Annotated in this window: 24 protein-coding genes; 11 read left to right on the top strand and 13 right to left on the bottom strand. The window is 68.9% G+C overall.

Annotated features, from left to right (window positions below):
- Window positions 1-91: 91 nt before the first annotated feature.
- Together DL990_RS00625 and DL990_RS00620 are read left to right on the top strand one after the other, a co-directional pair.
- The gene (locus DL990_RS00625) at window positions 92-544 is read left to right on the top strand and encodes an ATP-binding protein (RefSeq protein ID WP_125786233.1); all 453 of its coding nucleotides are present in this window, start codon (window positions 92-94) and stop codon (window positions 542-544) included.
- Window positions 541-1,323, top strand: coding sequence for a tRNA(His) guanylyltransferase Thg1 family protein (locus DL990_RS00620; protein WP_233620355.1), 783 nt, complete (start codon window positions 541-543; stop codon window positions 1,321-1,323). Before DL990_RS00625 ends, DL990_RS00620 begins: the two co-directional genes overlap by 4 nt.
- Here the strand turns inward: DL990_RS00620 and DL990_RS00615 are convergent.
- Window positions 1,287-1,967: a DUF2848 domain-containing protein gene (locus tag DL990_RS00615; RefSeq protein WP_125786232.1), complete on the bottom strand. Its 681-nt coding sequence runs from the start codon at window positions 1,965-1,967 to the stop codon at window positions 1,287-1,289. The genes DL990_RS00620 and DL990_RS00615 overlap by 37 nt on opposite strands.
- Before the next feature lie 108 nt (window positions 1,968-2,075).
- On the opposite strand from DL990_RS00615, the gene DL990_RS00610 reads away from it, so the two are divergent.
- Together DL990_RS00610 and DL990_RS00605 are read left to right on the top strand one after the other, a co-directional pair.
- Window positions 2,076-3,383, top strand: a complete 1,308-nt coding sequence (locus DL990_RS00610; protein WP_125786231.1) for an MFS transporter — start codon at window positions 2,076-2,078, stop codon at window positions 3,381-3,383.
- Entirely contained in the window at window positions 3,380-3,715 is a 336-nt protein-coding gene (locus tag DL990_RS00605; RefSeq protein ID WP_125786230.1) for a cupin domain-containing protein, read from the top strand. The genes DL990_RS00610 and DL990_RS00605 overlap by 4 nt, the downstream gene beginning before the upstream one ends.
- 53 nt (window positions 3,716-3,768) lie before the next feature.
- Here the strand turns inward: DL990_RS00605 and DL990_RS00600 are convergent, their stop codons facing one another.
- The 3 genes from DL990_RS00600 to DL990_RS00590 all read right to left on the bottom strand — a co-directional run bounded on the left by DL990_RS00600 (window position 3,769) and on the right by DL990_RS00590 (window position 7,079).
- Window positions 3,769-4,263: a DUF6319 family protein gene (locus DL990_RS00600; RefSeq protein WP_125786229.1), complete on the bottom strand. Its 495-nt coding sequence runs from the start codon at window positions 4,261-4,263 to the stop codon at window positions 3,769-3,771.
- 166 nt (window positions 4,264-4,429) lie between these two features.
- Complete coding sequence (gene acs / locus DL990_RS00595; protein ID WP_125797601.1) at window positions 4,430-6,400, bottom strand: acetate--CoA ligase; 1,971 nt, start codon at window positions 6,398-6,400, stop codon at window positions 4,430-4,432.
- 100 nt (window positions 6,401-6,500) lie between these two features.
- Window positions 6,501-7,079 carry a GNAT family N-acetyltransferase gene (locus DL990_RS00590; RefSeq protein ID WP_125797600.1) on the bottom strand — a complete coding sequence of 193 codons (579 nt, stop codon included), beginning with the start codon at window positions 7,077-7,079 and terminating at the stop codon, window positions 6,501-6,503.
- A 114-nt stretch (window positions 7,080-7,193) separates the two neighbouring features.
- On the opposite strand from DL990_RS00590, the gene DL990_RS00585 reads away from it, so the two are divergent.
- The 5 genes from DL990_RS00585 (at window position 7,194) to DL990_RS00565 (ending at window position 12,518) form a co-directional block, all read left to right on the top strand.
- The gene (locus DL990_RS00585) at window positions 7,194-7,691 is read left to right on the top strand and encodes a phosphoribosyltransferase (protein ID WP_005166906.1); all 498 of its coding nucleotides are present in this window, start codon (window positions 7,194-7,196) and stop codon (window positions 7,689-7,691) included.
- Window positions 7,688-8,419: an oxidoreductase gene (locus tag DL990_RS00580; protein ID WP_125786226.1), complete on the top strand. Its 732-nt coding sequence runs from the start codon at window positions 7,688-7,690 to the stop codon at window positions 8,417-8,419. The genes DL990_RS00585 and DL990_RS00580 overlap by 4 nt, the downstream gene beginning before the upstream one ends.
- A gap of 156 nt (window positions 8,420-8,575) precedes the next feature.
- Window positions 8,576-9,334, top strand: a complete 759-nt coding sequence (locus DL990_RS00575) for a 3-hydroxybutyrate dehydrogenase (protein WP_125797599.1) — start codon at window positions 8,576-8,578, stop codon at window positions 9,332-9,334.
- A gap of 26 nt (window positions 9,335-9,360) precedes the next feature.
- Entirely contained in the window at window positions 9,361-10,677 is a 1,317-nt protein-coding gene (locus DL990_RS00570; protein WP_125797598.1) for an MFS transporter, read from the top strand.
- On the top strand, window positions 10,674-12,518 hold the full coding sequence (locus DL990_RS00565; protein ID WP_125797597.1) for a GAF domain-containing protein: 1,845 nt from the start codon (window positions 10,674-10,676) through the stop codon (window positions 12,516-12,518). Before DL990_RS00570 ends, DL990_RS00565 begins: the two co-directional genes overlap by 4 nt.
- Here DL990_RS00565 and DL990_RS00560 read toward each other — a convergent pair.
- Window positions 12,496-13,080: a nitroreductase family protein gene (locus DL990_RS00560; RefSeq protein ID WP_125797596.1), complete on the bottom strand. Its 585-nt coding sequence runs from the start codon at window positions 13,078-13,080 to the stop codon at window positions 12,496-12,498. The genes DL990_RS00565 and DL990_RS00560 overlap by 23 nt on opposite strands.
- A gap of 4 nt (window positions 13,081-13,084) precedes the next feature.
- Window positions 13,085-14,356 (bottom strand): tannase/feruloyl esterase family alpha/beta hydrolase, encoded by a 1,272-nt coding sequence (locus DL990_RS00555; protein WP_199746171.1) that lies wholly within the window; start codon window positions 14,354-14,356, stop codon window positions 13,085-13,087.
- A 119-nt stretch (window positions 14,357-14,475) separates the two neighbouring features.
- Here DL990_RS00555 and DL990_RS00550 point away from each other — a divergent pair, with 119 nt between their 5' ends.
- The gene (locus DL990_RS00550; RefSeq protein WP_125797595.1) at window positions 14,476-15,330 is read left to right on the top strand and encodes a PHB depolymerase family esterase; all 855 of its coding nucleotides are present in this window, start codon (window positions 14,476-14,478) and stop codon (window positions 15,328-15,330) included.
- Here DL990_RS00550 and DL990_RS00545 read toward each other — a convergent pair.
- Entirely contained in the window at window positions 15,307-15,612 is a 306-nt protein-coding gene (locus DL990_RS00545) for a helix-turn-helix transcriptional regulator (RefSeq protein WP_125786220.1), read from the bottom strand. The two genes, DL990_RS00550 and DL990_RS00545, sit on opposite strands and share 24 nt — an antisense overlap.
- A gap of 51 nt (window positions 15,613-15,663) precedes the next feature.
- Here DL990_RS00545 and DL990_RS00540 point away from each other — a divergent pair, with 51 nt between their 5' ends.
- A complete protein-coding gene (locus DL990_RS00540; RefSeq protein WP_125786219.1) occupies window positions 15,664-16,833 on the top strand; it encodes an MFS transporter in 1,170 nt (389 codons plus the stop codon).
- A gap of 354 nt (window positions 16,834-17,187) precedes the next feature.
- On the opposite strand, the gene DL990_RS00530 is transcribed toward DL990_RS00540, so the two are convergent.
- The 6 genes from DL990_RS00530 to DL990_RS00505 all read right to left on the bottom strand — a co-directional run bounded on the left by DL990_RS00530 (window position 17,188) and on the right by DL990_RS00505 (window position 25,750).
- Complete coding sequence (locus tag DL990_RS00530) at window positions 17,188-18,117, bottom strand: N-acetylmuramic acid 6-phosphate etherase (RefSeq protein ID WP_125786218.1); 930 nt, start codon at window positions 18,115-18,117, stop codon at window positions 17,188-17,190.
- Window positions 18,118-18,134: 17 nt separating this feature from the next.
- Window positions 18,135-19,133: a MurR/RpiR family transcriptional regulator gene (locus tag DL990_RS00525; RefSeq protein WP_370307155.1), complete on the bottom strand. Its 999-nt coding sequence runs from the start codon at window positions 19,131-19,133 to the stop codon at window positions 18,135-18,137.
- Between the two features lie 210 nt (window positions 19,134-19,343).
- Window positions 19,344-21,119, bottom strand: a complete 1,776-nt coding sequence (locus tag DL990_RS00520; RefSeq protein WP_125797594.1) for a serine hydrolase — start codon at window positions 21,117-21,119, stop codon at window positions 19,344-19,346.
- 186 nt (window positions 21,120-21,305) lie between these two features.
- The gene (locus DL990_RS00515; protein WP_125797593.1) at window positions 21,306-22,574 is read right to left on the bottom strand and encodes an exo-beta-N-acetylmuramidase NamZ domain-containing protein; all 1,269 of its coding nucleotides are present in this window, start codon (window positions 22,572-22,574) and stop codon (window positions 21,306-21,308) included.
- Entirely contained in the window at window positions 22,571-24,376 is a 1,806-nt protein-coding gene (locus DL990_RS00510) for a glycoside hydrolase family 3 protein (protein WP_125786215.1), read from the bottom strand. Before DL990_RS00510 ends, DL990_RS00515 begins: the two co-directional genes overlap by 4 nt.
- A gap of 576 nt (window positions 24,377-24,952) precedes the next feature.
- Window positions 24,953-25,750 carry an HAD family phosphatase gene (locus DL990_RS00505; RefSeq protein ID WP_125797592.1) on the bottom strand — a complete coding sequence of 266 codons (798 nt, stop codon included), beginning with the start codon at window positions 25,748-25,750 and terminating at the stop codon, window positions 24,953-24,955.
- Between the last annotated feature and the right edge of the window lie 43 nt (window positions 25,751-25,793).

The following is a 25,793-nucleotide window of genomic DNA, read 5'->3' as shown; positions in this document are numbered from 1 at the left end:
AACGGTATCCGGCGAGCGAAGGCCGTTTCGGTAAATAGAGGCAATCCTTATTGACTATTGCCTTACCTAACCCATCGGCTAGGTTCAGTCCGTGGCAGAGGTGGTGATCCTGATCGGGCTCCAGGCGTCCGGGAAGACGACGTTCTTCCGCCGGGAGTTCGCGAGCACACACGTCCATGTCAGCAAGGACACCTTCCCCAACGCCCGGCGTCCCCAGGTCCGGCAACTGCGGATGCTGGCCGAAGCGCTCGAGGACGGCCGTTCGGTGGTCGTGGACAACACCAACCCCTCGCCGGAGGAATGGGCGCCGCTGGTCGAGGTCGCCAGGCGGTACGGCGCGCGGGTGCGCGGCTACTGGTTCCCGCCCGACCTCGCCGGGTCCCACGGGCGCAATGCGCTCAGGAAAGGGAAAACCCGGGTGCCCGACGTCGGTCTGTATGCGACGCTGAAACGCCTCAGGCGACCTGGCGCCGAGGATGGTTTCGATGAGCTGTACACCGTCGGATTCGACGGTGAGGGTGGTTTCGTCGTGGAACGGGGGTGACCGTGGAATCCGGCGGTTTCGAGGCGCGGCAACGCGAACGCGAGTGGTTCCACGGCCTGACCGTCCCGCCGGGATCGTGGACTGTGCTCCGCGTGGACGGCCGCGGGTTCTCCAAGTTCACCGAAGCGCGGTTCGAGAAGCCCTTCGATCCCCGGTTCAGCGAGTGCATGGTCGAGGCGGCCAAGGCCTTGATGGCGGACTTCGCCGCGCCGTACGTCTACACCGAGAGCGACGAGATCTCGATCCTGCTCGATCCCGCCGCCGACCTGTTCGGAAGGGGTGTCGAGAAGCTCGTGTCGATCTCCGCCGGGATCGCGTCGGCGGCGTTCACGCACGCGGCCGGAGTGCCCGCGCATTTCGACGGCCGGGTTTGGCTCGGCACGACGGCGGACGACGTCGTCGACTATTTCTCATGGCGTCAAGCGGACGCGACACGCTGCGCGCTCAACGGCTGGTGCTACTGGATCTTGCGCAAGGCGGGGAAATCGGCGCGGGAAGCGGGAGACGTCTTGGACGGCGCGGGTATCCCCGAGAAGAACGAGCTGCTTTACGCGCATGGCGTCAACTTCACCGAAGTGCCCGCCTGGCAGCGACGCGGCGTCGGGCTGTACTGGGAATCCTACGAGCGCACCGGATTCGATCCGGTGCGCGAGATCGAGGTCCCCGCGACCCGCCGCCGCGTCCGCGTGGAGCGTGAGTTGCCGATGAAGGACGAGTACCGCGTCTTCGTCGGCGAACTGCTTCAGCCGATCGGTTCGGGCAGCCGCCGCACGGTGTAGGCGAGTTCGATCGTCTCGCCGGTCGCCGGGTCGCCCAGTTCCACCCGCCAGGAATCGGCGAACTGGTCGACGCCGTGCACCATCGGGATGGTCCCCGAGATCAGCACGGTGCCCGGGGCGTAGAGGTCACGCTCGCGCAGCACGTCCAGCCAGTACGACGGCGGCAGCAGCTCCGCGAGTTTTCCTTGCTGGATCAGGGTTTCCCCGGCCCAAGCCGAAAGCGTGAGGTCGTCGAGCCGGTCCTGGACGTCGACGAGGCGCCAGGCCTTGGCGGCGAGCACGTCGGGGCCGGCGTTCTTGCTCCACGCGACGCCGTGCGCTTCGAGCGCGCGGTCGGTGTGGTCGCAGGCGGCGGTCAGGAGGACGTCCTCGGGCGCGGGGCCGGTGATGACGATGGCCCATTCGGCCTCGCCGGAGGTCCGCTCGTGCTGCACCGGGACCTCGTCGGTCTGGCTCGCCAGGTACGGCGCGACCGGGTAGAGCGCCGGGATCACCGAAGGCGCGGGGACGCCGAGTTCGGCCAGTTCGGCCACATGGGCGGCGACGTCCTCCTGGCTGCGACCGGCGTATCCGGCGTTCAGCAGCGTGTGGACCTCGGTTCGCCGCTCCTCGCCGCCGGGAAGGGTGAAACGCAGCTCAGGCATCTGTCCTCCGAGATTGAGGGTTGCGCATACAGCTTGTATACAAGGAGTATATCCGCAATTCAACCCCTCCCGGCGGGGTTGCGGATCTCCTACGGACGGGATGTGGACATGACCTCACCAGCCGGTGACCGGCGTTCGCTGCACAAGGCCTTCGCGGCCAGCCTCTCGGGAACAGCGCTCGAGTGGTACGACTTCGCGGCCTACTCGGTGGCGGCCGCGACGATCTTCGGGCATCTCTTCTTCCCCTCGGAAGATCAGCTCGCGAGCACGATGGCGGCGTTCTCCACCTACGCCGTCGGCTACCTCGCCCGGCCGCTCGGCGGATTCCTCTTCGGCCGCCTCGGCGACGTGCTCGGCCGCAAGCGGATCCTGGTCATGACGCTCGTGCTCACCGGGGTGGCGACGTTCCTCATCGGTGTCCTGCCCACCTACGAGAACATCGGCGGCTTCGCGGCGGTGCTGCTCGTGGCGCTGCGGTTCGCGCAAGGTGTCGGCATCGGCGGCGAATGGGGTGGCGCCGTCCTGCTCTCCAGCGAGTTCGGCGATCCGGCCAAACGCGGTTTCTGGGCGTCCGCCGCCCAAATCGGCCCGCCCGCGGGCAACCTGCTCGCCAACGGTGTCCTCGCCGTACTGGCCGCGCTGCTCACCGAGGCCCAGTTCAACAGCTGGGGCTGGCGGATCGCGTTCCTGCTTTCCGGCGCGCTGGTCGGTTTCGGCCTGTGGATCCGGCTCAAGCTGGAGGAGACGCCGGTCTTCAAGCAGATCCAGGAGCGCGGCGAGCGTTCGTCGGCGCCGATCTCCGAGGTCTTCCGCACCGAACGCCGCGCGCTGGTCGCGGCCGTGCTGATCCGCGTCTGCCCGGACGTGTTGTACGCGCTGTTCACCGTCTTCGTCCTCACCTACGTCACCACGCACACCGACCTCTCCCGTGGCGCCGGGCTGGCCGCGGTGATGATCGGTTCGGCGTTCCAGCTGGTGCTGATGCCGTTGTTCGGCGCGCTCTCGGACCGTGTCTCGCGGCGCAAGATGTACCTGGTCGCGACCATCGCGGCCGGGATCTGGCCGTTCGTGTTCTTCCCGATGGTCAGCGGCGGTTCGTTCCTCATGCTGGCGCTCGGCATCGTGCTCGCGCTGGTCATCCACGCCGCGCTCTACGGCCCGCAGGCCGCGCTCGTCACCGAGCAGTTCTCGCCGCGCCTGCGCTACACCGGCAGCTCGCTGGCGTACACCCTCGCCGGCGTGATCGGCGGGGCGCCCGCGCCGCTGCTGTTCACGGCGCTGCTGGCCGGCTTCGACACCTGGGTCGCGATCGGCGTCTACCTGCTCGCGACCGCGGTGGTGAGCGTCATCGGTGTCGTGCTCGCCCGTGACCCGGACCGCGAGGAGGAGGCCGCGGCCATGGAGCCCGCGCGATGACCTGGTCGCCGATGTCCACAGTGGAGGGTCTGCCGCTGATCGGCGGACAGGGCCGGTTCCGGACGCTCGCCACGGCGGAAGGCGGGCTGGCGTACGAGATCGCCTACCCGGCGGGCGTCGCTTCTCCCGTGCACAGCCACGATCACGACAGCATCGTGTACCTGGTTTCGGGTTCGCTGCGCGGCACACTCGACGGCCGGGAAGTGACCCTCGAAGCCGGCGGCACGATCGTCCACCCGCGCGGTGTCCCGCACAGCGTCGAGGCCATCGTGGACAGTCAGTGGGTCGAGTTCAAGACGCCACTGCCTTCGCGGCCGCCGATCGCGGAATGAAAAACCGGGGCGGACACTGATATCCAGCGTCCGCCCCGGTCGGGAGGAAAGTCTTACGCGTCGAGCTCGGCCAGCGCCAGCTTCGCCTTCTCCAGCTCGGCTTCGAGCTGAGCGACCTTCGCGGCCTGCAGCTCGCGGGCGGCGTTGATGACCTCGTCGATCGGGCCCGAGAGGTCGGCGTGCAGTTCCTTGGCGGCGCGGGACACGGCCGCGGCCGGGATCTCCAGGCCCTTCGCGACCCACTTGGCGCCGTTCTTGAGCTCGGCCTGCCACTCGCCGTCGGCGGTGCCGGTGACCGTGAGGGTCAGCTCGACGGTGCGGGTCTTCTTCGCCGTCGTGGCGACCTTCGGGCGGCCACGCTTGGGCTTGGGGGATTCCACCGCGCCGTCGGTGGCGTCTTCGGTGGGGGTCTCCGGGGTTTCCGGAGTCTCGGTCTTGGCCTCGGCAGGGGCTTCGGCCGTCTCCGCCTGCGGCGTCGAGTCGACGGGCGCTTCGGTAGCCGCTTCTTCGGACACGGCGTCAGTGCGTGTCAAGGCATCCACGGTCATCGTCGGTGTCGTCTCCTTGCCCGGGTATGGGGTGGTACCCGGCACATCCTAGAACAGGCGTTCGAGTAGAGCGAACCGGGGTGTGGTAGGCGTGTCGAACGCCATGAAAGGTCCTTTCCTTGCGAAATTTGCAAGGAAAGGACCTTTCATGGCGCGTGCGGGGCGGTTACTCCTCCGACTTGCCGGTCTTCAGGCCCGAAGAGATCAGGTCCATCACCGACGAGTCGGCCAGCGTGGTCACGTCGCCGACCTGGCGGTTCTCGGCGACGTCGCGCAGCAGGCGGCGCATGATCTTGCCGGACCGCGTCTTCGGCAGCTCCTGCACGACCAGGATCTGCCGCGGCTTCGCGATCGGGCCGATCTCCTTGGCGACGTGGTTGCGCAGCTCCTGGACGGCCTTGTCGCCACCGTCCACCGCGTTGCCTCGGAGGATGACGAACGCGACGATGCCCTGCCCGGTGGTCGGGTCGGTCGCGCCGACGACGGCGGCCTCGGCGACCGTCGGATGCGAGACCAGCGCGGACTCGACCTCGGTGGTCGAGATGCGGTGCCCGGACACGTTCATCACGTCGTCGACCCGGCCCAGCAGCCAGACGTCACCGTCGGCGTCGTACTTCGCGCCGTCGCCGGCGAAGTAGTAGCCCTGGTCGGCGAAGCGGGACCAATAGGTCTCGCGGAAACGCTCCTCGTCGCCCCAGATGCCGCGCAGCATGCCCGGCCACGGCTTGTCGAGCACGAGGTAACCGCCGCCGCCCTTGCCGACCTCGACACCCTGGTCGTCGACGACCTTCGCCGAGATACCCGGCAGTGCCCTCTGCGCCGAGCCCGGCTTCGTGGCGGTGACGCCCGGCAGCGGCGAGATCATGATCCCGCCGGTCTCGGTCTGCCACCAGGTGTCGACGATCGGCGCCGAGTTCGCGCCGACGTTCTCGCGGTACCAGATCCACGCTTCGGGGTTGATCGGTTCGCCGACGCTGCCGAGCACGCGCAGCGACGAGAGATCGTACTTCTGCGGGATCTCGTTGCCCCACTTCATGAACGTACGGATCAGCGTGGGCGCGGTGTAGTAGATGGAGACCTTGTGCTGCTGGACGATCTCCCAGTGGCGGCCCTCGTGCGGGGTGTTCGGCGTGCCTTCGTAGACGACCTGCGTCGTCCGGTTCGCCAAGGGCCCGTACACGATGTACGTGTGCCCGGTGATCCAGCCGATGTCGGCGGTGCACCAGTAGACGTCTTCGCCGGCCTTGTGGTCGAAGACGTTGTGGTGCGTGTACGCCGCCTGGGTCAGGTAACCGCCGGAGGTGTGCAGGATGCCCTTCGGCTTCCCCGTGGTGCCGGAGGTGTAGAGGATGAAGAGCGGGTGCTCGGAGTCGAACGCCTGCGGCGCGTGCTCCGCGGACTGGCTGTCGACCAGTTCGTGCCACCAGAGGTCACGGCCTTCGGTGATCGGCACCTCTTCGCCGGTGCGGCGGACGACGATGACCTTCTCGACCGATTCGGCGCCTTCGAGCGCTTCGTCGACATTGGCCTTCATCGGGGCGGCCTTGCCGCGGCGGTACTGGCCGTCGGTCGTGATGACGATCCGCGCCGCCTGGTCGTCCACCCGGGATCGCAGTGCTGTCGGGGAAAAACCACCGAAGACGACACTGTGCAGGACGCCGATGCGGGCACACGCGAGCATCGCGACGATCGCTTCGGGCACCATCGGCATCTGGATGGCGACCCGGTCGCCCGCTGTGAGGCCGAGGGACTCGAAGGCGTTCGCGGCCTTGGAAACCTCGTCCTTCAGCTGCGCGTAGGTGATGTCACGGTTGTCACCGGGCTCGCCGACCCAGTGGATGGCGACCTGGTCGCCGTGCCCGGAATCGACATGGCGGTCGACGCAGTTGTACGCGACGTTGAGCTTCCCGCCCACGAACCACTTCGCAACCGGCGCATTGGTCCAGTCCAGTACCTGGGACCACTTCGTTTCCCAGTGGAGGCGCTCGGCCTGCTTGGCCCAGAACGCTTCGCGGTCGGCGTCGGCTTCGGCGTAGAAGTCGGCGGTGGCATTCGCTTGCGCGCTGAAAGCCTCACTCGGGGGGAAGGTCCTGCTCTCCGTGAGCAAATTGTCCAGCGCCGGCGACTGCTCGGTCATGGTGCGATGCCTCCTGTGATTCGCGTGTCTTCACGCCCGTTGGCACGCTATCGACGTTACGACGCGAAGTAAAAGGTTGCATCGTGGTTGCGCGCGGCATTCACACGCTTGAGGACAAAGCGGTACGGACCGCGGGCCATTCTGGTCCGGTGACGGAGTAGACGACGGTGTCACGGATGGTCCCGTCGGGCCGGACGCGATGCGCGCGCAGCACCCCTTCCCGTTGCGCGCCGAGACGTTCGATCGCCTTCTGGGACTGCAGGTTGCGGATGTCGGTCTCCCACGAGACGCGGTTCGCGCCGAGGTCGTCGAAAGCGTGGCGCAGCAACAGGAGTTTCGACTCGCGGTTGAGTCCGGTCCGCTGCCATTCGGAACCGATCCAGGTGTAGCCGAGGGAAACGATCTTGTGTCGCGCGTTCATCGCGTAGAACGAAGTCGTGCCCGCGACCTCGCCGGTGCGGGCGTCGATCTGGGCCCAGGCGCGGCGGTCCGGGTCGGCGAGGATGTCGTCGACCATGGTTTCGGCCGCGGCGAGGTCCCGCGGCTGCCGGAGGCTGAGCCAGGTCCAGATCGCCGGGTCGGAGCCCGCCGCGAACAAGCCCTTCGCGTGATCGCGGGTGAGCGGCTCGAGGCGGACGCGTTCGCCGCCCAGGGTGGCGTGGGTGTTCCAGTCGGTCACGGGCTCGACGCTACGGACGGCAATGGCCTTACTGGAGAGCCAGTTTCGAAGCATTCGAGAAGGCCACTGAGGCGTTGCCTATGCTCGCGGGAACGATCGAGAAGGCGAGGCAGCATGGCCGAGGAGCGGGAAGAGCTCACCTGGGAGTTGTTCGGGACGGCCAGCAGGGAGCTGGCGCAGGCCGTCGCCGACGACGGCTTCGAGCCGGACCTCATCCTGTCGATCGCGCGAGGCGGGCTGTTCGTCGCGGGCGCGCTCGGCTACGCGCTCGACGTGAAGAACCTGCACGTGATGAACGTCGAGTTCTACACCGGCGTCGATCAGCGTCTCGACCTGCCGGTGATGCTGCCGCCGGTGCCGAACGTCGTCGACCTGACGAAGAAGAAGGTGCTCGTCGCCGACGACGTCGCGGACACGGGTGCGACGTTGAAGCTGGTCCGCGACTTCTGCGCCGACCACGTCGCCGAGGTGCGCTGCGCGGTCGTCTACGAGAAGCCGCGCTCCGAGGTCAAATGCGAGTACGTCTGGAAGCACACGGACCGGTGGATCAACTTCCCGTGGTCGGTGCAGGCACCGGTCGTGCGCCGTGAGGGCCAGGTGCTGGACGCGTGACGGATCCGCTGAAGCCGCTGCTGGACCTCGAAGGGGTCGCCGCGGCCGCGAAATCGGCGCAGGACGCGGTGTTCGCCGTCCACCGGCTGCCCGCCAACCTGCGCGGCGGCGCGGAGACGGCCGCCGAAGCGTCCGTGCGGTCGGCGCGGGCGTCGGCCGGGATCGAAGGCGCCGCGCCCGAACTGCCCGAATCCGGTGAAGTGACCGATCCGGTGCTGGCCGGCGCGCTGCGGGTGGCGGAAGCGCTGGAAGGTCTGCTTCCGACGTGGCGTCGTGCGCCGTTGCAGGCGTTGGCGCGCTTGCACCTTCTCGCCGCGTCGGATCTGGTGACGGATCCCGACGCACTGGGACGGCCGCGGTCGTCCGGCGACGTCGGTCCGCGGCTGGAGATGCTGGCGCAACTGATCACCGGCGCGACGTCGGTGCCGGGGCCGGTGCTGACCGCCGTCGTGCACGGGGAACTGTTGGCGCTCAAGCCTTTCGGCTCCGCGGACGGTGTCGTCGCGAGGGCCGCGGCGCGGCTTTCCGCGGTGGCGACCGGGCTGGACCCGAAGGCGCTGACGGTGCCCGAGGTGGCGTACTTCCGGCGCGTGCCGAAGTACCTCGAAGCCGCTTCGGCGTTCTCCGGCGGAACTCCTGATGGCGTCCGGGCTTGGCTGCTCTTTTCGTGTGAAGCCTTCGAGACCGGCGCCCGCGAGGCGAAGTCGATCTCCGACGCCGCCGGCTGACCCCCGCAATTCGGCACCTGGTTGCGATGCTTGCACGCACAACCATCGCAACCAGGTGCCGAATTGCGGGGTGTGCGGAGCGCACACGGGATCTTGAGCAGGTGTAGGGCGTAACCACATGGCCTAAGCGGGCCGGGCGACCTAACGTCGTCCGGCATGAGTGGTGCGTATCACAGCGACCTTGCCGGTAAGTCCGCGCTGGTCACGGGCGCGGCGAGCGGGATCGGCCTGGCCTGCGCCGAAGCGCTCGCCGAGGCGGGGGCCAAGGTCCACTTCGCCGACATCGACGACGCCGTCGAGAAGGCGGCCGCCGACATCAACGGCATCGCGCACGTCGTCGACCTCACCGACGCGCAGGCCGTCGAGACCCTCCCGGCCGAGATCGACATCCTCGTCAACAACGCCGGTTTCCAGCACATCGCGCCGATCCACGAATTCCCGCCGGAGACGTTCACCCGCATCCAGGCGCTCATGGTCACCGCGCCGTTCCTGCTCATCCGCCGCGTGCTGCCGAACATGTACGACCGCGGCTGGGGGCGCGTGGTCAACATGTCCAGCGTCCACGGCCTCCGCGCGAGCCCGTTCAAATCCGCGTACGTCACCGCGAAACACGCGCTCGAAGGGCTCTCCAAGGTCACCGCGCTCGAAGGCGCGGAACACGGCGTGACCAGCAACTGCGTCAACCCCGGCTACGTCCGCACCCCGCTGGTCACCGGCCAGCTCCAGGCGCAGGCCGAAGAGCACGGGCTCGAACGCGACGCCGTCATCGAACAGGTCCTGCTCCGCCGGTCGGCGATCAAACGGCTCATCGAACCCGCCGACGTCGCCGCCTGCGTGCTCTGGCTGTCCGGTGACCACGCCGCCCACGTCACCGGCACGTCCATCCCCCTCGACGGCGGCTGGACCGCCGCGTGAACCCTCTCCCAGAAAGGACCTCCCCGGTGACCACGCAGAACCGCGGCTCGATCGCGAAGGTCGTCAGCGCCAGCCTGATCGGCACGACGATCGAGTGGTACGACTTCTTCCTCTACACCTCCGCCGCGGCGCTGGTGTTCGGCAAATTGTTCTTCCCCACCAACGATCCGCTCACCGGCACGCTGCTCGCGTTCCTGACCTACGCGGTCGGTTTCCTCGCACGGCCGATCGGCGGGCTGGTGTTCGGGCACTTCGGAGACCGCGTCGGGCGCAAGAAGCTGCTGGTGCTGAGCCTGCTGCTGATGGGCGGTTCGACCTGCGCGATGGGCATCCTCCCGACGTACGCCTCCGTCGGTGTCCTGGCGCCGGTCCTGCTGACGCTGCTGCGATTGGTACAGGGTTTCGCGCTCGGCGGCGAATGGGGCGGTGCGGTGCTGATCGTCTCCGAACACGGCGACGACAAACGCCGCGGGTTCTGGGCGTCTTGGCCGCAGTGCGGTGCTCCCGGCGGGAACCTGCTCGCGACGGCGGTCCTGGCGATCCTCGCCGGGACGCAGTCCGATGAGGCGTTCCTCAGCTGGGGTTGGCGGATCCCGTTCCTGCTTTCCGGTGTCCTCGTGGTGATCGGGCTGTGGATCCGGCTCGCGGTCAGCGAATCCCCGGTGTTCCTCGCCGCCCAGAAGAACAACGCGACCACACAGGCCCCGGTCGTCGAGGTGTTCCGCAAGAGCTGGCGCGCGGTGCTGATCACGATCGGCTCCCGCATGGCGGAGAACGTTTCGTACTACGTGATCACGGCGTTCATTCTCGTCTACGTCACCACCGGGCTGGGGTTGCCGAAATCGGCCGGACTGAACGCGGTGCTCATCGGCTCCGCCGTGCATTTCGTGACGATTCCCTTGTGGGGCATTCTTTCCGACCGGATCGGCCGCCGCCCGGTCTATCTGTTCGGCGCGGTCGGCATGGCGGCGTGGAGTTTCGCGTTCTTCGCGATGCTCGACACGAAGAATTCCGGTGTCATCATTCTCGCGGCGACCGTCGGGCTGGTGCTGCACGGCGCGATGTACGGGCCGCAGGCCGCGTTCTTCTCCGAGCAGTTCCCGACGCGGGTCCGCTACACCGGCCTTTCGGTCGGCGGGCAGCTGTCGTCGATCGCGGCGGGGGCGGTGGCGCCGCTCATCGCGGTCGCGCTGTTCAAGGAGTTCGGCAGCACGATCCCGGTCTCGCTCTACGTGGTCGCGATGTGCGTGCTGACCGTGATCGCGCTGCTCGCCGCCCGCGAGACCAAGGGCGAGTCCCTGCACTCCGAAGTTCTCACGGAGCGCGGTCACGTGCCAGCATGACCGTTGTGGACGGTGCTGAGACGGCGACGCGGTTGCGCCGGCTGCTCGAACTGCTCGCCTCCGGGGCGGGCAGCGAGCAGCTGGCGCAGGTCCCTGTCGATCCGAAGGCCACCGAGCTGGCGCTGCGGATCCGGGACACCGTCGCCGAGCACCGGCGGCGCGAGGCGGAGCTGGCCGCGCTGTTCGACACGGCCAGCGACCTCGCCCGGCTGGACGATCCGGACGCCGTCCTCCGGTCGATCGTGCGGCGGGCGCGGGCGTTGCTCGGCGTGGACGTCTCGTATCTCAGCCTCAACGACGAAACCGAAGGCAAGACCTACGTCCGCGTGACCGACGGCTCGGTTTCCGCGCTGTTCCAGGACATCGTGCTGGGTATGGGCGAGGGGCTCGGCGGGCTGGTCGCGCAGACCGCGCGGCCGTACGCGACGGCGGATTACTTCGACGACAAGCGGTTCCGCCATACGTCGTCGATCGACACCGGGGTGCTCGACGAGGGGCTGACCGCGATCCTCGGGGTGCCGCTGGCGATCGGCAGCAAGGTCATCGGGGTGCTGTTCGCCTCCGACCGCACCACGCGGGAGTTCTCGCCCGACGAGGTCGCGCTGCTGTCGTCGCTGGCCGACCACGCGGCGATCGCACTGGACAACGCCCATCTGCTCGACGAGACGCGCCGCGCGGTCGCCGAGCTGAACGCCGCCAACGCGACGATCAGCGCGCACAACGACGCGATGCGCCGCGCCGAAGACGCGCACGACCGGCTGATGGATCTCGTGCTGCGCGGCGGCGACCTTGCCGAGGTCGCCGCCGCGGTCGCGGACGTGCTCGGCGGCGCCATCGCCGTCTACGACGCGGAAGGCGTTGTCCTGGCCCGCACCGGTGCGGAGCTGAGTCTCTCGCGTGCGGCGGTGTCGGCGTCCCGGGCGAGCGGCCGGGCGGTGTCCACAGAGGACGGTTGGCTGTGCGCCGTCCAGGCTGGGCAGGAATTCCTCGGCAGTCTGGTGCTCGGCGGCGGGCCGTCGCTCGGCGAGGCCGATCGGCGGTTGTTCGAGCGGGCCGGCGTGGTCACCGCGGTGCTGCTGATGCAACGGCGTTCCGTCGCGCGCGCCGAGGACGAGGTGCGCGGGGAGCTGCTGTCGGACCTGCTCACCGCGCCGGGCCGCAACCCCTCCGCGCTACTGGCCCGCGGTCGCCGCCTGGGAGTCGATTTGTCGACACCGCACGCGGTGCTGGTCGCGCATTCCGACGACGTCTCCCGGCGACGGCTGGCCGCGGCGGCCGTGCGGCACGCGGATCTGGTCGGTGTCCACGCCGACGTGGTCGTCCTGCTGGTCCGCGGCGCGGAGCCCGGGGCGCTGGCCAGATCGGTCGCCGGTGAACTGACGTCCACAATGGACTGTCCGGTCACGGTGGGCGCGGCAGGCCCGGCTGCGTCGCCGCGGGAACTGGCCGTGGCGCACGCCGAAGCCGCGCGGTGCGTCGCATCGTTGCTGGCACTCGGGCGGGCGGGGGAAGGCGCGAGCATGGCAGATCTCGGGTTCGTCGGGCTGCTCCTCGGCGACCACGCCGACCTCGGCGCGTACGTGACCGCCACGATCGGCCCGGTGCTCGACTACGACGAACGCCGCGGCACGGATCTGATCGGCACCCTTCGCGCGTATTTCGCCTGCGGCGGCAACTTGACGCGGGCGAAGGAACTTCTCCACGTGCACGTCAACACCGTCGTGCAGCGGCTGGACCGCATCGCGTCACTGCTGGGCGAGCAGTGGCAGGCGCCCGAGCGCGCGCTGGAACTCCAGCTGGCGCTCAGGCTGCACCGCCTCACCAGTGACCGAAACGGATGACCTCGTCGAAGCCGCGGCGAGCGACTTTGGTCGCCGAAGAGCCGGGTGAAGGTCCGGGCTCGGCACCGTGCCCGAGCGCCACGACGCCGATCGGGTCGTGATCCGCGGGCACCCCGAACTCGCTGTGAAGCCGCTCCACGCTTTCCGGCGCGAGCCCGAAGAACACCGCGCCGAGGCCCTCGTCGACGGCCGTCTGAAGGATCAGCATCGTCGCCATCCCGGTGTCGACATCCCAGTACGGCACGCGCCACCACGAGTCGTCGCGGTCGGCGACTCCCTTGTCGGGCTTGGCATAGCGGTCGAGGTACGCGTTCTTGACCGAGAGCGGCACGATCGCGACAGGGGCCGTGGTCACGGTTTCCGGCGCCCAGCTCGCCCCGAACTCCCAGAACTTCGCCAATTCCTCGCCGGTGAGGACGAGAAATCCTTGTCCCTGTGAGAAACCGGCAGAAGGACCCTTCAGCGCGTTGCGCAGGATGCGCTGAAGGCTCGCCTCGGCGACGGGTTCATCGGTGAACTTCCGGACCATGCGACGGCGTCGTACGACGTCCTGGAATTCCATCCGATCAGCTTAGTGCGCAAGTGGCCGCCAGGTCACCGCCCGCGCGTGGGATCGTCGCCGAAGCGGGCGGGCGGACGCCGTCGAGCCAGCCTTCGAGCGCGGTGAACGCCGTGCGGAAACACGGGCCGATGGGCCGCAGCTTGTCCGGGTACGCGTCGTAAAGCCCGTCGACGTGGTTGCCGTCGACGATCCGGTAATAGCGCTGTAACCCGGCGCGGCCCTGTTCGGCGATCATGCGCTGGTAGACATCGGAATCGTGGGTGATCGGCAGGAGGGTGTCGAGGGTGCCGTGCAGGGTGATCAGCGGTTTGCCGATCCGGCCGGTCAGCGAAATCCGGTCGACCGCACGGTGCACCGACCGCGGGCGAGTGGCGTAGTCGTAGTCGGTTCCGGCGAACGCCGGGTCGAACTCGGCCTGGTAGATGCGTTGCGTCAGGCCCCAGTAGACGTCGTTGTGGTACTGCCAGAGGAATTCCGAGCCCGGTGCGAAACCGGCGTCGAGGATCTGCTGGTGGGCCTGCGCGGAACCGGCGGCGTACGCGGGGTAGGCCTTGATCGCGGGCGGCAGGAAGGTGAACAGGTTCGGCCCGTCTTCGTGCCAAAGCGTGCCCTCCCAATCGATGCCGCCGTCGTAGAGCCACGGCCGGTTCTCGAGTTGCCAGCGGACGAGGTAGCCGCCGTTCGACATCCCGGCCGCGAGCGTGCGGCTCGGCGGGCGTCCGTAGCGGTGCGCCACGGCGGCCTTCGCGGCGATGGTCAACTGGGTGACCCGCGAGTTCCACTCGGCGAGCGCGTCGCCGGGGCGACGTCCGTCGGTGTGGAAACCGGCGCCGGTGTTGCCCTTGTCGGTGGCGGCGAACGCGTAGCCGGCGGCGAGGACCTGGTCGCCGATCGCGCGATCGTTCGCGTACTGCCGCCGCACGCCGGGTGATCCCGAGACGACGAGGCCGCCGTTCCAGTGATCCGGCAGTCGGAGCACGAATTGCGCGTCGTGATTCCAGCCGTGCGTGGTGTTCGACGTCGAGGTGTCCGGGAAGTAGCCGTCGATCTGGACGCCGGGAACTCCGTTGGGCGCGGGGAAACCGGCCGAGGTCAGCCCGGCCCAGTCGGCCTGGACCGTATGACCGGTGGCCAGGGTCCCGGTGGTCGTCAGATCGTCCAAACAGGACAGTTGCTGTTTCGCGGCGCCGGGAACGCGCACGTTCCCGCAACCGCTTGCCGCCTGGGCGGGGGTGGCCAGGGCCAGCATCATCGCGAGGACCAGAATGAGCCGCATCGGCCGACGATAAGCGCGGTCTTCGGCGGCCGGTACCGGGCGCGGCCACACAAAACAGGTCGCGGCTGTGGTGGTCTGCCACGTGGAAACCCCGCGGGTGGCGGTTTTACCCTCGGGTGATGCGAAAACTCCTCATCGGCGCGGTGGTTTCGGCATTGACCCTTCTCTTTTCGACTCCTGCCCAGGCGGCGACGATCCGCCCGGTGACCGGGTTCGGGAGCAATCCCGGTGCTTTGCGGATGTTCGAATACGTGCCCGACGGGCTGCCGTCCGGACGTCCGGCGGTGGTCGTGCTGCACGGCTGCACCCAGGACGCGGCCGGCTACGCACGCGGCTCCGGCTGGGTCGGGCTCGCGGACAAGCTGCGCTTCAAACTCGTTCTGCCGCAACAGGTCTCGGCGAACAACTTCAGCAAGTGCTTCAACTGGTTCCAGACGGGCGACATCAAACGCGGGTCCGGGGAGGCCGAATCGATCGCGCAGATGACGCGGTACGCGGCTGGAAGCCGGACGTACGTGACCGGTCTGTCGGCGGGCGGCGCGATGACCTCGGTGCTGCTGGCGGCGTATCCGGAGCTGTTCGCGGGCGGCGGTGTCGTCGCGGGACTGCCTTACGGCTGCGCGGCTTCGATGATCGACGCGTACTCCTGTATGAACCCCGGCAAGGATCTGACCCCGGAACAGTGGGGTGACAAGGTGCGGGCCGCGGGCACGGGGCCGCGGTCGCCGGTGAGTGTCTGGCACGGGACGGCCGACTACACGGTCGCCCCGATGAACATGCGCGAGCTTGCCGAGCAGTGGACCGACGTCGGCGCCGCCGTCGACACGCACGCCGTCACCGGGATGGGGCACGGTCAGCCGATCGCGCCGGGATCCGGTTGCGGTCAGGCCGGGCCGTATCTGCTCGACGTCGGCGTGTGCGCCGCGGGAGAACTCGCGGCGAAGTGGCGGCTAGGCGAGGACGGCGTCCAGTAGTCCGGGGAACCGCGCGTGGATGTCCTCGGTCCGTAACTCGACCCAGCGGGTCCGGCCCTCGACGAACGTCGTCGTGAGGCCGGCTTCGCGTAAGACCTTCCAGTGATGGGAAAGCGTCGGCGCGCTGATCTCGACGTCGTACTCGGTGACGGCGCAGCTTCGCGGCGAAGGGTTGCTTCGCAGGGCGCGGATCAGCTCCAGGCGTACAGGATCCGCGAGCGCCTGGAGGACCGGCACGATCTCGATCTCCTCGGTCACCGGCTGCGGCAGCGTGGTGCTCACTTCGCTCCAACTGTTTGACAGTCATCGAATAGTCCGGCCACTATACCTCTCATGACGATTCGACGATCATCTAATGATCGGCTCGCTCTGGGGGCTCTGCTGGTACTCGCCGTCGGGACGTTCACCGTCGGCACCGACGGGTTCGTCCTGAACGGGCTGCTGCCCACCATTGCCGCCGACCTGCGCGTTTCCGAAGCCGCCGCGGGCCAGCTGACCACGGTCTTCGCGGTGACGTACGCGATCTCGTCGCCGCTCATCGCGGCGTTCACCGGCAAACTCGATCGGCGGTGGGTGCTCGGCGCGGGGATGGTGCTGTTCACGATCGGCATGGCCGGTCAGGCGCTCGGCGAGTCCTTCGCCGTGGTCGCCGTCGCGCGCGTGCTGGCCGCCCTCGGCGCCGCCGCGTTCCAATCCAACGCCTACGTCCTCGCCGGGGCACTGGCCTCGGACGAGCGCCGCGGCCGCGCGCTGGCCACCGTCTCCGCCGGGATGAGCGTCTCGATGGTGCTCGGCGTGCCGATCGGGGTGCTCGCCGGGAACTGGTTCGGCTGGCGCGCGGTCATGTGGGGGATCGGCGCGGTGGCGGTGGTGGTGACGCTGCTCGTGCCGCTGCTGCCCGGCGTCCGGATGCCGACGGTGACCCTGCGCGCCAGGCTCGCCGTCGTCGCGCGGCCGCCGATCGCGCGCGTGCTCGGCGTAAGCGTTCTCGGTACCGCTGCGGGCTTCGCGGCCTTCGTGTACCTGCCGGTGCTGGTGGCGCCCGTGGCGGCGGGCGCGATGATCTCGTGGCTGCTCGTCGGTTTCGGGATCGGGCAGATCGCGGGCAACGCCTTCGCGGGCCGCGCGACCGACTCCCTCGGCTCCGCGCGCGTCCGCTCGATCTCGCTCGTCGGCACGGTCGCGACGCTGGCGCTGCTGGACTTCGCCGTGCTGAGCCTGCCAGGTGCGCTGGTCTTCGCGCTGGCTTCGGGGGTGTTCGGCGGGATGCTGATGGTGCCGCAGCAGCACCGGCTGTTCTCGCTGGCGCCCGACGCGCCGACGGTCGCCCTGGGGCTCAACGGTTCCGCGATCTACGGCGGCGGTGCCCTCGGTGCCGCGCTGGGTGGCGTCGTCCTGTCGTCGGCGGGCGTCTGGTGGGTCGGCCCCGTTGCCGCCTTCGTCGCTCTGCTCGCCTTCGCGCTTTCGGTCCCTTCGCGGAGGCCGGTGGCCCAGCCCGCCTGACCGAAAGTGATAGCAAGGGACCCTTGCTATCGTTAGCGTGGGTACGCTAAATATCGCGCGGCCGCTCGACTTCCCCTGCTGTGGTGTCCCCAATGCGGCATTGGGGACACTCAGCGCCTCCAATGTGGCATCGGGGTCGGCGGGGGCACCGGGGTCACCACGGACACGCCTGCGGCGCCGAGCCCGTACTGGCGCGGCGCCACGAAAGCGTCAGGACCCCCAGCCGATGACGCCGAGCAGCGTCATCCCGGCGACGGACACCCGTTCGCGTCGCGTGAGCGCGAAGCGCCGGGATGAACGGGCCTGTCCGCCGGTGTTTCGGTCGCGAAGACCAGGGAGCCTGGGCGATCGGGTTCAGCTCGCGCGCACCCGCAGGGAGTCGAGAGCCTTGCGTACGTGGCCATCGTTGGCCGCCAGCGCCTTCGCCGCGTTCGCGACGTCCTCGCCGGACAGCAGATGGACCAGCGCGACCTTGAGGTCGCCGTCGGCCTCGGTGAGCGCGTCGGAGCAGTCCGCCATGCTCATCCCGGTGGCCTCGCGCAGGATCCGGATGGTCCGTCCGCGCAGCTTCGCGTTGGTCGCCCGCATGCTGACCATCAGGTTCGAGTAGGTGCGGCCGAGCTTGATCATCGTCGCGGTGGAGAACGCCGTGAGGATGATCTTCTGCGCCGTGCCCGCCTTCATCCGCGTCGACCCGGCGATCGCCTCGGGGCCGGTGTCCACCGCGATGAGGACATCGACCCCCGGCGGCGTCACCGCGGCCGGATTACCCGAGACCAAAGCGGTCCGGGCGCCGCGACGGCTGGCCGCGGCCAGCGCGCCGAGGACGTAGGGAGTCCGGCCGGAAGCCGTCAGCCCGAGCACGAAGTCGCCGGGGGCGACCGACTCGGTCACCTCGGCGGCTCCGGCCTTCGCGTCGTCCTCAGCGTCTTCGACGGCCTGGCGCAGCGCGCGTGCGCCGCCCGCGTGATGCGCGATGAACCAATCGGAGGGCACGTTGAACGTCGGCACGAGCTCCGCCGCGTCCAACGTCGCCAGCCTGCCGGAGGTGCCGGCCCCGAAGTAGTGCACGCGGTTTCCCGACCGCAGCGCTTCCACGGCGAAGTCGACCGCCCGTGCCACCTGCGGCAGCACCTCGGCGACGGCTTCGGGGACCCGGCGATCCTCGGCGTTGATCGCGCCGAGGATCCCCATGGTCGACATCAGGTCGATGTCGGTCGTCCGTGGATTGCGCTGTTCGGTTGGCGAATCGACGTGCACCACCTGGCGTGGGACGGTCATCATGCGCCTCACTTTTTCGCTCATTTGCCGGTTTCCCGCGGCCGCCGCCTGCCGTCGGGCCGGACGCCCAGACGGTGCGAGCCAACCGCGTCCCTGGTCGCGTCGAGCGCGTTGACCGACGCGTCCATGTGCCGCTGCGCGACACCGATGAACAGGCAGTCGATGACGGTCAGCTGCGCGATGCGACTGGCGGTCGCACCCGAGCGGAACGTCGTCTCCCGCGCGGCCGTGGTCAGTACGTGGTCGGAGACCTCGGTGATCGGCGAACGCGGGAAGTTCGTCACGGCGACGGTGATCGCGCCGTGCTCGCGGGCCACGCGCAGCGCCTCGACGGTGTCCGTGGTCGCGCCCGTGTGGGAGATACCGATCGCGACGTCTCCCGGGCTCAGCACGGCGGCCGAGGTGAGCATGATGTGCGTGTCCGACCAGGCGAAGCTGACCCGCCCGATGCGGTGCAGCTTCTGCTGCAGGTCCGCGGCCACGAACGCGCTCGCGCCCACGCCGTAGACGTCGACCCGGCCGGCGCCCGCCAAAACGTCGATCACCCGCTGTAGCGACGGGACGTCGAGCTGGTCGGCGGTCTCCTCCACGGCACGGGCGTCCGCGAAGCTCACCTTGCCGATCACCGCGGCCAGGTCGTCCTCCGGACCGATCTCGCCGCCGAGGTTCCGGCTCGACCGGGCCTCCGTGCGGGCGGTGTCGGCCGCCAAGGCGATCCTGAGCTGCGGATATCCGCCGACGCCGACGGCCTTGCAGAACCGCGTGACGGTGGTTTCGCTCGTGTTGGCCGCGAGCGCGACCTCGGTGATGCTGCGTCGTGCGACCGTCGCGGGGTCCTCGAGGACGACCTTCGCGACACGCTGTTCAGCCCGGGCGAGCCCGGGCAGGAGGGAGCGAATCCGGACAAGCGGGCTCGCGTCAGCGTCCCGTGTCGGCTGCGCCGGCACGGCCTCGGACGGTGCGGCCGCGATTACGGAATCGGTATCGCCCACCGTGGGAAAGTTACTAACCGTTGGCATCTGCGACAAGGCTACCCACACCCTTCGGGAAGATCGCAACCTATCCGTGTCTGCGGATTCGATTTGCGATTAATCGTTGACCAGAAAGTCGCTAACCAGGTCGAGGCCGTTAACGAGGTCGAGCTAACGACTTGGCAACTTAGTGTCGCGACGCAAGGGGCTGTGTCCCGGTCAACGGGGCGGTCAGGTCACCGCATCGGAACCGGCTGGTTACCTAGGGCTCAATTTCCAGCCGGTAGCGACGAAAGTAGGCGGATTATGCTCACTGTCCAGCAGTGTGCGGCCGCGTTCGGTGACTTTCACACCGTCCAAAGAAATTCCCCGGCCGGTGTAACGGGCATCGGTCGTGTAACGCCAGCGGAGGGTGATTTGTGAGCTTTGCGACACCTCGGCGGCGACCCGCCACCAAGCCCGATGGCCGTGCCCGCCGAGTCCGGGTTGGTCCCCGGCGGGAGCGCCTGGTCCGTTTGCACGCAGAGTAATCGTTTTCCAGGTGGCTCCGCCGTCGGTACTTGTTTCCAAGAAGAGCGAGTCCGAGGGACCTTCGGTGTCCACGAAGGTGGCGAAGGAGACCTTCAGCGGCCCGCCGCGCGTCTGTAGCGGCGGAGTCGTGAGCGTGGCCGTGGAGACGTCCCCGGCGCCGCTGAACCACGCCTCACGGCCGTGCGCCGGGCGGACGGCCATCGCCTTCGCGAGCGAGCTCGCCCACGCCTCCCTGGCGAGGTTGATCGAGCCCCAGCTCCGCGTCGGGTGCACGCGGTTGGTGAGCAGGATCGCGAACGACCTCGACAGCGGGTCGATCACCAGCGAGGTCCCGGTGAACCCGGTGTGGCCCGCCGTCGAGGGCGCCGACAGCGCGCCCATGTACCAGGGCTGGTCGAGTTCGAAGCCGAGCCCGTGGGAGTTGTCGGGGAACTTGTGGTTGTAGTTCGTCAGCATCGACTGGACGGTCTCCGGACGCAGGATCCGCTGACCGCGGTACGCGCCGCCGTTGAGGATCGTCTGCGCCAGCACGGCCATGTCCGGCGCGGTGGAGAAGACGCCCGCGTGCCCGGCGACGCCGCCCAGCGACCAGGCGTTCTCGTCGTGGACTTCGCCGCGCACGAGCCCCCGAGGCGGCTTCGCGGCGTACTCGGTCGCCGCGACCCTGGCGAGTTTCGACAGCGGCGGGTTGTATCCGGTGTCGGCCAGGCCCAGCGGGCCGGCGATGCGGTCCTGGACCACCTTGTCCAACGGTGCCCCGGCCAGCTTTTCGACCAGGAAGCCGAGCGTCAGCAGGTTGATGTCGGAGTACAGGTACGTACTGCCGGGCGCGTTCTTCAGCGGGCTGTCGAGGACGGCCTTCCGTCGCGACGGGATGTCCGGGTAGCCCTCCCACAGCGACGGGAGCGGTGTCGCGGCGAAGCCCGAGACGTGCGTGAGCAGCTGCTGGACGGTGACGGCCTCCTTGCCGTTCACCCCGAACTCCGGCAGGTACCGCACCACCGGGGCCGAGATGTCCAGCTTGCCCGTCTCGGCCAGCTGCATCACCGCGATGGAGGTGAACAGCTTCGAGATCGAGGCCATGTCGAAGATGGTGTCCGCGCGCATCGGCACCTGCTGCTCCGGTGGCAGCTCTGTGCCCTTCGCGTCGGCGTAGCGGACAGCGCCGCCGACGGCCTGGCGCTCGACGACCACGCCGTCGTGCGCGAGCAGGCCGACCGCTCCGGAGAAGTGGGGATGCCCGGTGGCGTCCGGCTTCGTCCAGCTCTCGATGAACTGCTCGGCCGCCTTGATCGGCGCCGGGTCGAGGCCGACCTCGGAGGGCGCGCCGTCGCGCAGGACGGTGGACGCGGGCGCGAAGCCCTCACGCGGCTTGTCGAACCGGCCCGCCGCGCGGTCTCCCTGTTCTCCGGTACCCGGAATCGCCTGTGCTCCCGCCGTCGACAGCGTGGTCGCCGCGACCAGGACGGAAACAGCCGCGATCAGGATCTTCCTAACACGCAAGGTCGTTCCCCTCAGCGCTTGTCGAGGAACCCGCCACCGCGATCGACGTCGCCACGGCGCGGACCTGGTCTTTCAGGTCAAGGTGGCGGATAAGGCGCCGTGGCACCGCGATAGCGGGGCCTTCGGCCGGGGCGGGTTCACACGTTCGGTTGCTTTTCGGATGCATCTTCGGCTCCGCCGTTCCCCTCAGCGATAGATGAGATGGCGACGGCGTTTCCGGTCGAACTCGGCCAGTTCGGCCTGCCAGGACCCGACGATCTCGTCCGGCGTGGCGCCCTTGTCGATCATCGCGCGCAGCCTGTCGGAACCCGAGAGCTTGTCGAGGAAGTTGTCGGGCCGCCACTTGAACTTGTCCGGGTGCACCTGTTTCGCGGTGACGAACATGGTGACCGCGGTACGGATGGCGTCGAACGCGCGCGGGTCCGTGATGGTCACCTGCACGCCGCCGCAAGGCTCGTTGACGAACTTGCCGAACGTCGGCACGAAGTACGCCTCACGGAACTTCACCCCGGGAAGCCGCAGTTCGCCGAGCTTTTCACGCCAGCGCCAGTCGAGGCCGGGCGCGCCGATGATCTCGAACGGCCTGGTGGTGCCGCGGCCTTCGGAGAACACGGTGCCTTCGAACATCCCGGTGCCAGGATAGACGAGCGCGGTGTCCGGCGTCGGCATGTTCGGGCTCGGGGGGACCCACGCCAGCCCGGTGCGGTCGAAGAGCTGATCACGCCGCCAGTCACGCACTTCGACGATCTCGAGCTTGCCCGGCGTGACGCCCTCGGCAGGCAGGAACTCGGCCGCGAAGAACCGCGCGAGTTCGCCGACGGTCATGCCGTGCTGCTGCACGATCGGCTTCCGGCCGACACCCGAGGCGAACGCCGGGTTCAGCATCGGTCCGGCGGCCCTGCCGCCCAGCGGATTCGGCCGGTCCAGCACGACGACCGCCGCGCCGACCTTCGCCGCCGCGACCATCGCCGTGTACAGGGACCAGATGTAGGTGTAGAACCGCGCGCCGACATCGGCGATGTCGAAGACGACGGTGTCCACACCCGCCTTCGTGAACATCCCGGCGAGCTTCGTCGCGTCGGCGCCGTACGCGTCGTACACCGGCACGCCGGTGCGCGGATCGGTGTAGTCGCCCTCCGAACCGCCAGCCTGCGCGCTGCCGCGGAAACCGTGCTCCGGCCCGAACGCGGCGAGCGGCCGGACGCCGGCGGCGACCATCGAGTCGACGATGTGGTCGCCGCTCGCCAGGACACCCGTCGGATTCGACAGCACTCCGAGCTTCCGGCCGGACAGCGGTGCCCAGCCCTTGGCGGCCAGCACGTCCGCTCCGGTGCGGGTGAGCGGGGGACCTTTGCTCTCGCTTTCCGGCTGCGCCCGCGCGACCGAGGACCCGGCCGTCAGCGCGGGGACCGCGAGCGCACCGGTGGCGAGGAAGTGGCGGCGGTTGAGGTTCACCAGGTCAGCCCATGGCCGAAGGGGTACTTCACCGTGCCGACGTCCTTGCCTGCGGGGACGTCCACCGGCAGCTTGCCCTGCGGCTTCACCTTCCCGAGGATCACCTTCGCCAGCGCTTCGAGCGAAGGCGAGATGTAGCCGTACGTGGCGAGCCACGTCTTGATCGGGTTCTCGTAACCGGCGTCGTAGGGGATCTGGGCGGCGACCGCGACGACGGGTTTCCCGGTGTCGGCCAGCGCCTGCAACAGCTTGCCCTGCAAGGGATACGTGCCGACGTTGTTGGTCAGCACGACGACGAGGTCGACGTTCTTCGCCGCCGCGACGGCCTGCGCGATCTGCGCGTCGGTCGGTGTCTGGCCGGTCTGCAACGCCGTCGCCTGCGTGCCGTGCGCGGTGAGCTTCGCGGCCAGTGACGTCGTCGTGCTCACGCCCCAGCCGGTCACGAGCGTCTTCGCGGGCTGCTGCTTGAGCGGCAGGACGCCGCCGTCGTTGCGGATCGCGGTGACCGACCGGTCGGCGATGCCCTGCGCGGTCGCGAGGTTGGCCGGGGTGCCGACCTTCGACATCACCTTGGCCGGGTCGACGAACGGCGAGGTCAGGATGCCCCGGTTCAGCTTGAGCTTGAGCACCCGGAGGACGCTCTCGTCGATGCGCTGTTCGGTCAGCTCACCCTTGCGGACGGCGTCGAGCACCGAGTTGATCGCGACTTCGAGGTTCACCGGCATGAGCAGCTGGTCGATGCCCGCCTTCAGCGCCAGCACCGGGATCTCCGCGTCGCTGTGCATCTCGCGCACGGCGTCCATCGAGAGCGAGTCGGTGACGACGACACCGCGGTAACCGAGCTCCTCGCGCAGCTTGCCGGTGAGGATCGGCTTCGACAGCGTCGCGGGCTCGCCCGACGGGTCGAGGCTGGGGAACTGGATGTGCGCGCTCATGATCGAGTCGATGCCTGCCTTGATCGCGGCCTTGAACGGCGGCACGTCGGTCTCGCGCCAGCTGGCCTCGCTCCGGTCGATCCTGGGCAGCTCGTGGTGACTGTCGGTGGCGGCGTCGCCGTGACCGGGGAAGTGCTTCGCGGCGGCGGACACCGTCTCGGAGCGCCGCCCGGAGTTCTGGAAGCCCTTGACCTGTGCCGCGACGAACTCGCTCGCCAGCTCCGGACGGCCGGAGAAGGAACGGACGCCGATCACCGGGTTCGCCGGGTTCGAGTTCACGTCGGCGTCGGGGGCGAAGTCCTGGTTGATGCCGACGGCGCGCAGTTCGTGCCCGAGGATCCGGGCGGCCTCCTGCGCGGCCTTGGTGTCACGGCCGGCCGAGATCGCCATCGCGTTCGGCAGCTCGGTGGCGGGGGCACCCATCCGGGTGACCGTGCCGCCTTCCTGGTCGGTCGCGATCTGCAGCGGGATGTGGGCGCCGCTGCGGAGGGCGGCCCGCTGGAGCCCGTTCGACAGCTTGGCGACCTGCACCGGATCGTCGAAGTTGTCGCGGCTGTCGTTGTTGAAGTAGATGACGCCGCCCAGGTGGTACTTCTCGATCACCTGCGCGGGGGTGTCCACGCCGAAGTCGGCCTTGTTCTTGGCGTTGACCTCGTCGGCGGACTTCCCGTTCACCCAGGTGACGAACAGCTGCCCGACCTTCTGCTCCAGGGTCAATCCGCGCAGCGTCCGCTGCGCCTCCACGTCCGCCGTCACCGGCTGCGCGGTCGCCGGAACGGCCGTGACGGCGAGGGTGAGCAGACCCGCGAGGGGCACGGCGAGCGCATGGATCCTCCGATGACGGGCGTGCGCGGTTCGGGTCGTCACCTCAAAGCCTCCCAGATTCGTGCCTGACTCTCAGGTGGAAAGAAGTCCACCTGGAAGCACTGATATCCGGAAGCTACCCACGAGCACTTTGCTTGTCCATCGGCCACCCCCGCGATCGGTCCGTTCATACACAAAGGGACGCGAACGGGCCTGTCACGCTTGAAAACAGGGGTAAAACACTGGCGGCGCCCGTCGGCCGAAGCCGGCGGGCGCCGCCAGTCAGTGCGGGCAACTCGGGCGACCAAGCGTGCAACTCTGGTCGTACCTTCATGGACTCGGCGTCCGGCGTCCCGGTACGCAGTCCCTAGACGACGAGCCTCCCGCGGCGCGCTGCGCGTGGGTACCCGGTGTCCGCACACGGAGATTCGCCGGGGTGGAACAGGCTTCTCTTCTACCTGTTCCCTGGCCGACCGAACGTCCGCACCTACTTTCTACGCCGTGAGCCGGGTCACTTCAAGTGCGCAGACGGGTGCACCGGTACAGAGGCTCGATCTAGTGACACGGGCACCCTCCGCGACGGACAATTCGCGACCCTGGCTGCGAAAACCGGTTCGGTGCCGCCGTGTGGGTGTGCGCTCAGCGGGTGCGTTTGCGCCGGTTGTAGCCGTACCAGGTGGCCCCCGCGGCGAAGGCGCCGAGCGCCACCAGCCCCGCCGATCGCGCCGGGATCCGGGTCCGCAGCGACATCGGGTGCTCGAAGGCGAGGATCTCCCAGCCCTGCTCGGTCGCGTGCTTGCGCAGGACGCGGTCGGGGTTGACCGCGTGCGGCCGTCCGACGACTTCGAGTAGCGGGATGTCGGTGCTCGAGTCCGTGTACGCGTGGCACCGGGTGAGGTCGTAGCCGTACGTCGCCGCGAGTTGCTTCGCGGCGACGGCCTTGTTCTCGCCGTAGCAGTAGAAATCGACTTCGCCCGAGTAACGACCGTCCACGATCTGCATCCGTGTGGCCACGCTGCGCGTCGCGCCGAGCATTTCGGCGACCGGGGCGACGACCTCCTCGCCGGTCGCCGACAACACGACGACGTCGTGCCCGTCCGCGCGATGCGAGGAGATCAGTTCCGCGGCTTCCGCGTAGACGAGCGGGTCGACGACGTCGTGCAGCGTCTCGCGGACGACCGCGGACACCTGGGCGACATCCCATCCGGCGCACAGCGCGGAAACCTCGGCCCGCATCCGCTCGGTCTTCGCCGCGTCCGCGCCCGCGAGGGAGAAGACGAGCTGGGCGTACGCGCTGCGAAGCGCGGCTCGGCGGTTGATCAGGCCTTCGCGCAGAAGAGGCTTGCTGAAGGCCAGCGCGCTCGAGGAGGCGATGATCGTCTTGTCGAGATCGAAGAACGCCGCGACCGTGCTGGGCGTCGTGCTGGGTCGGTCCACCCGCCAAGGATAGGAGAGCCGGACATCGGCCCGCCCGTTGGTC

It is taken from the genome of Amycolatopsis sp. WAC 01416 (assembly GCF_003947485.1).
Classification (GTDB): Bacteria; Actinomycetota; Actinomycetes; order Mycobacteriales; family Pseudonocardiaceae; genus Amycolatopsis.
This window is presented reverse-complemented; position numbering and strand designations above follow the sequence as displayed.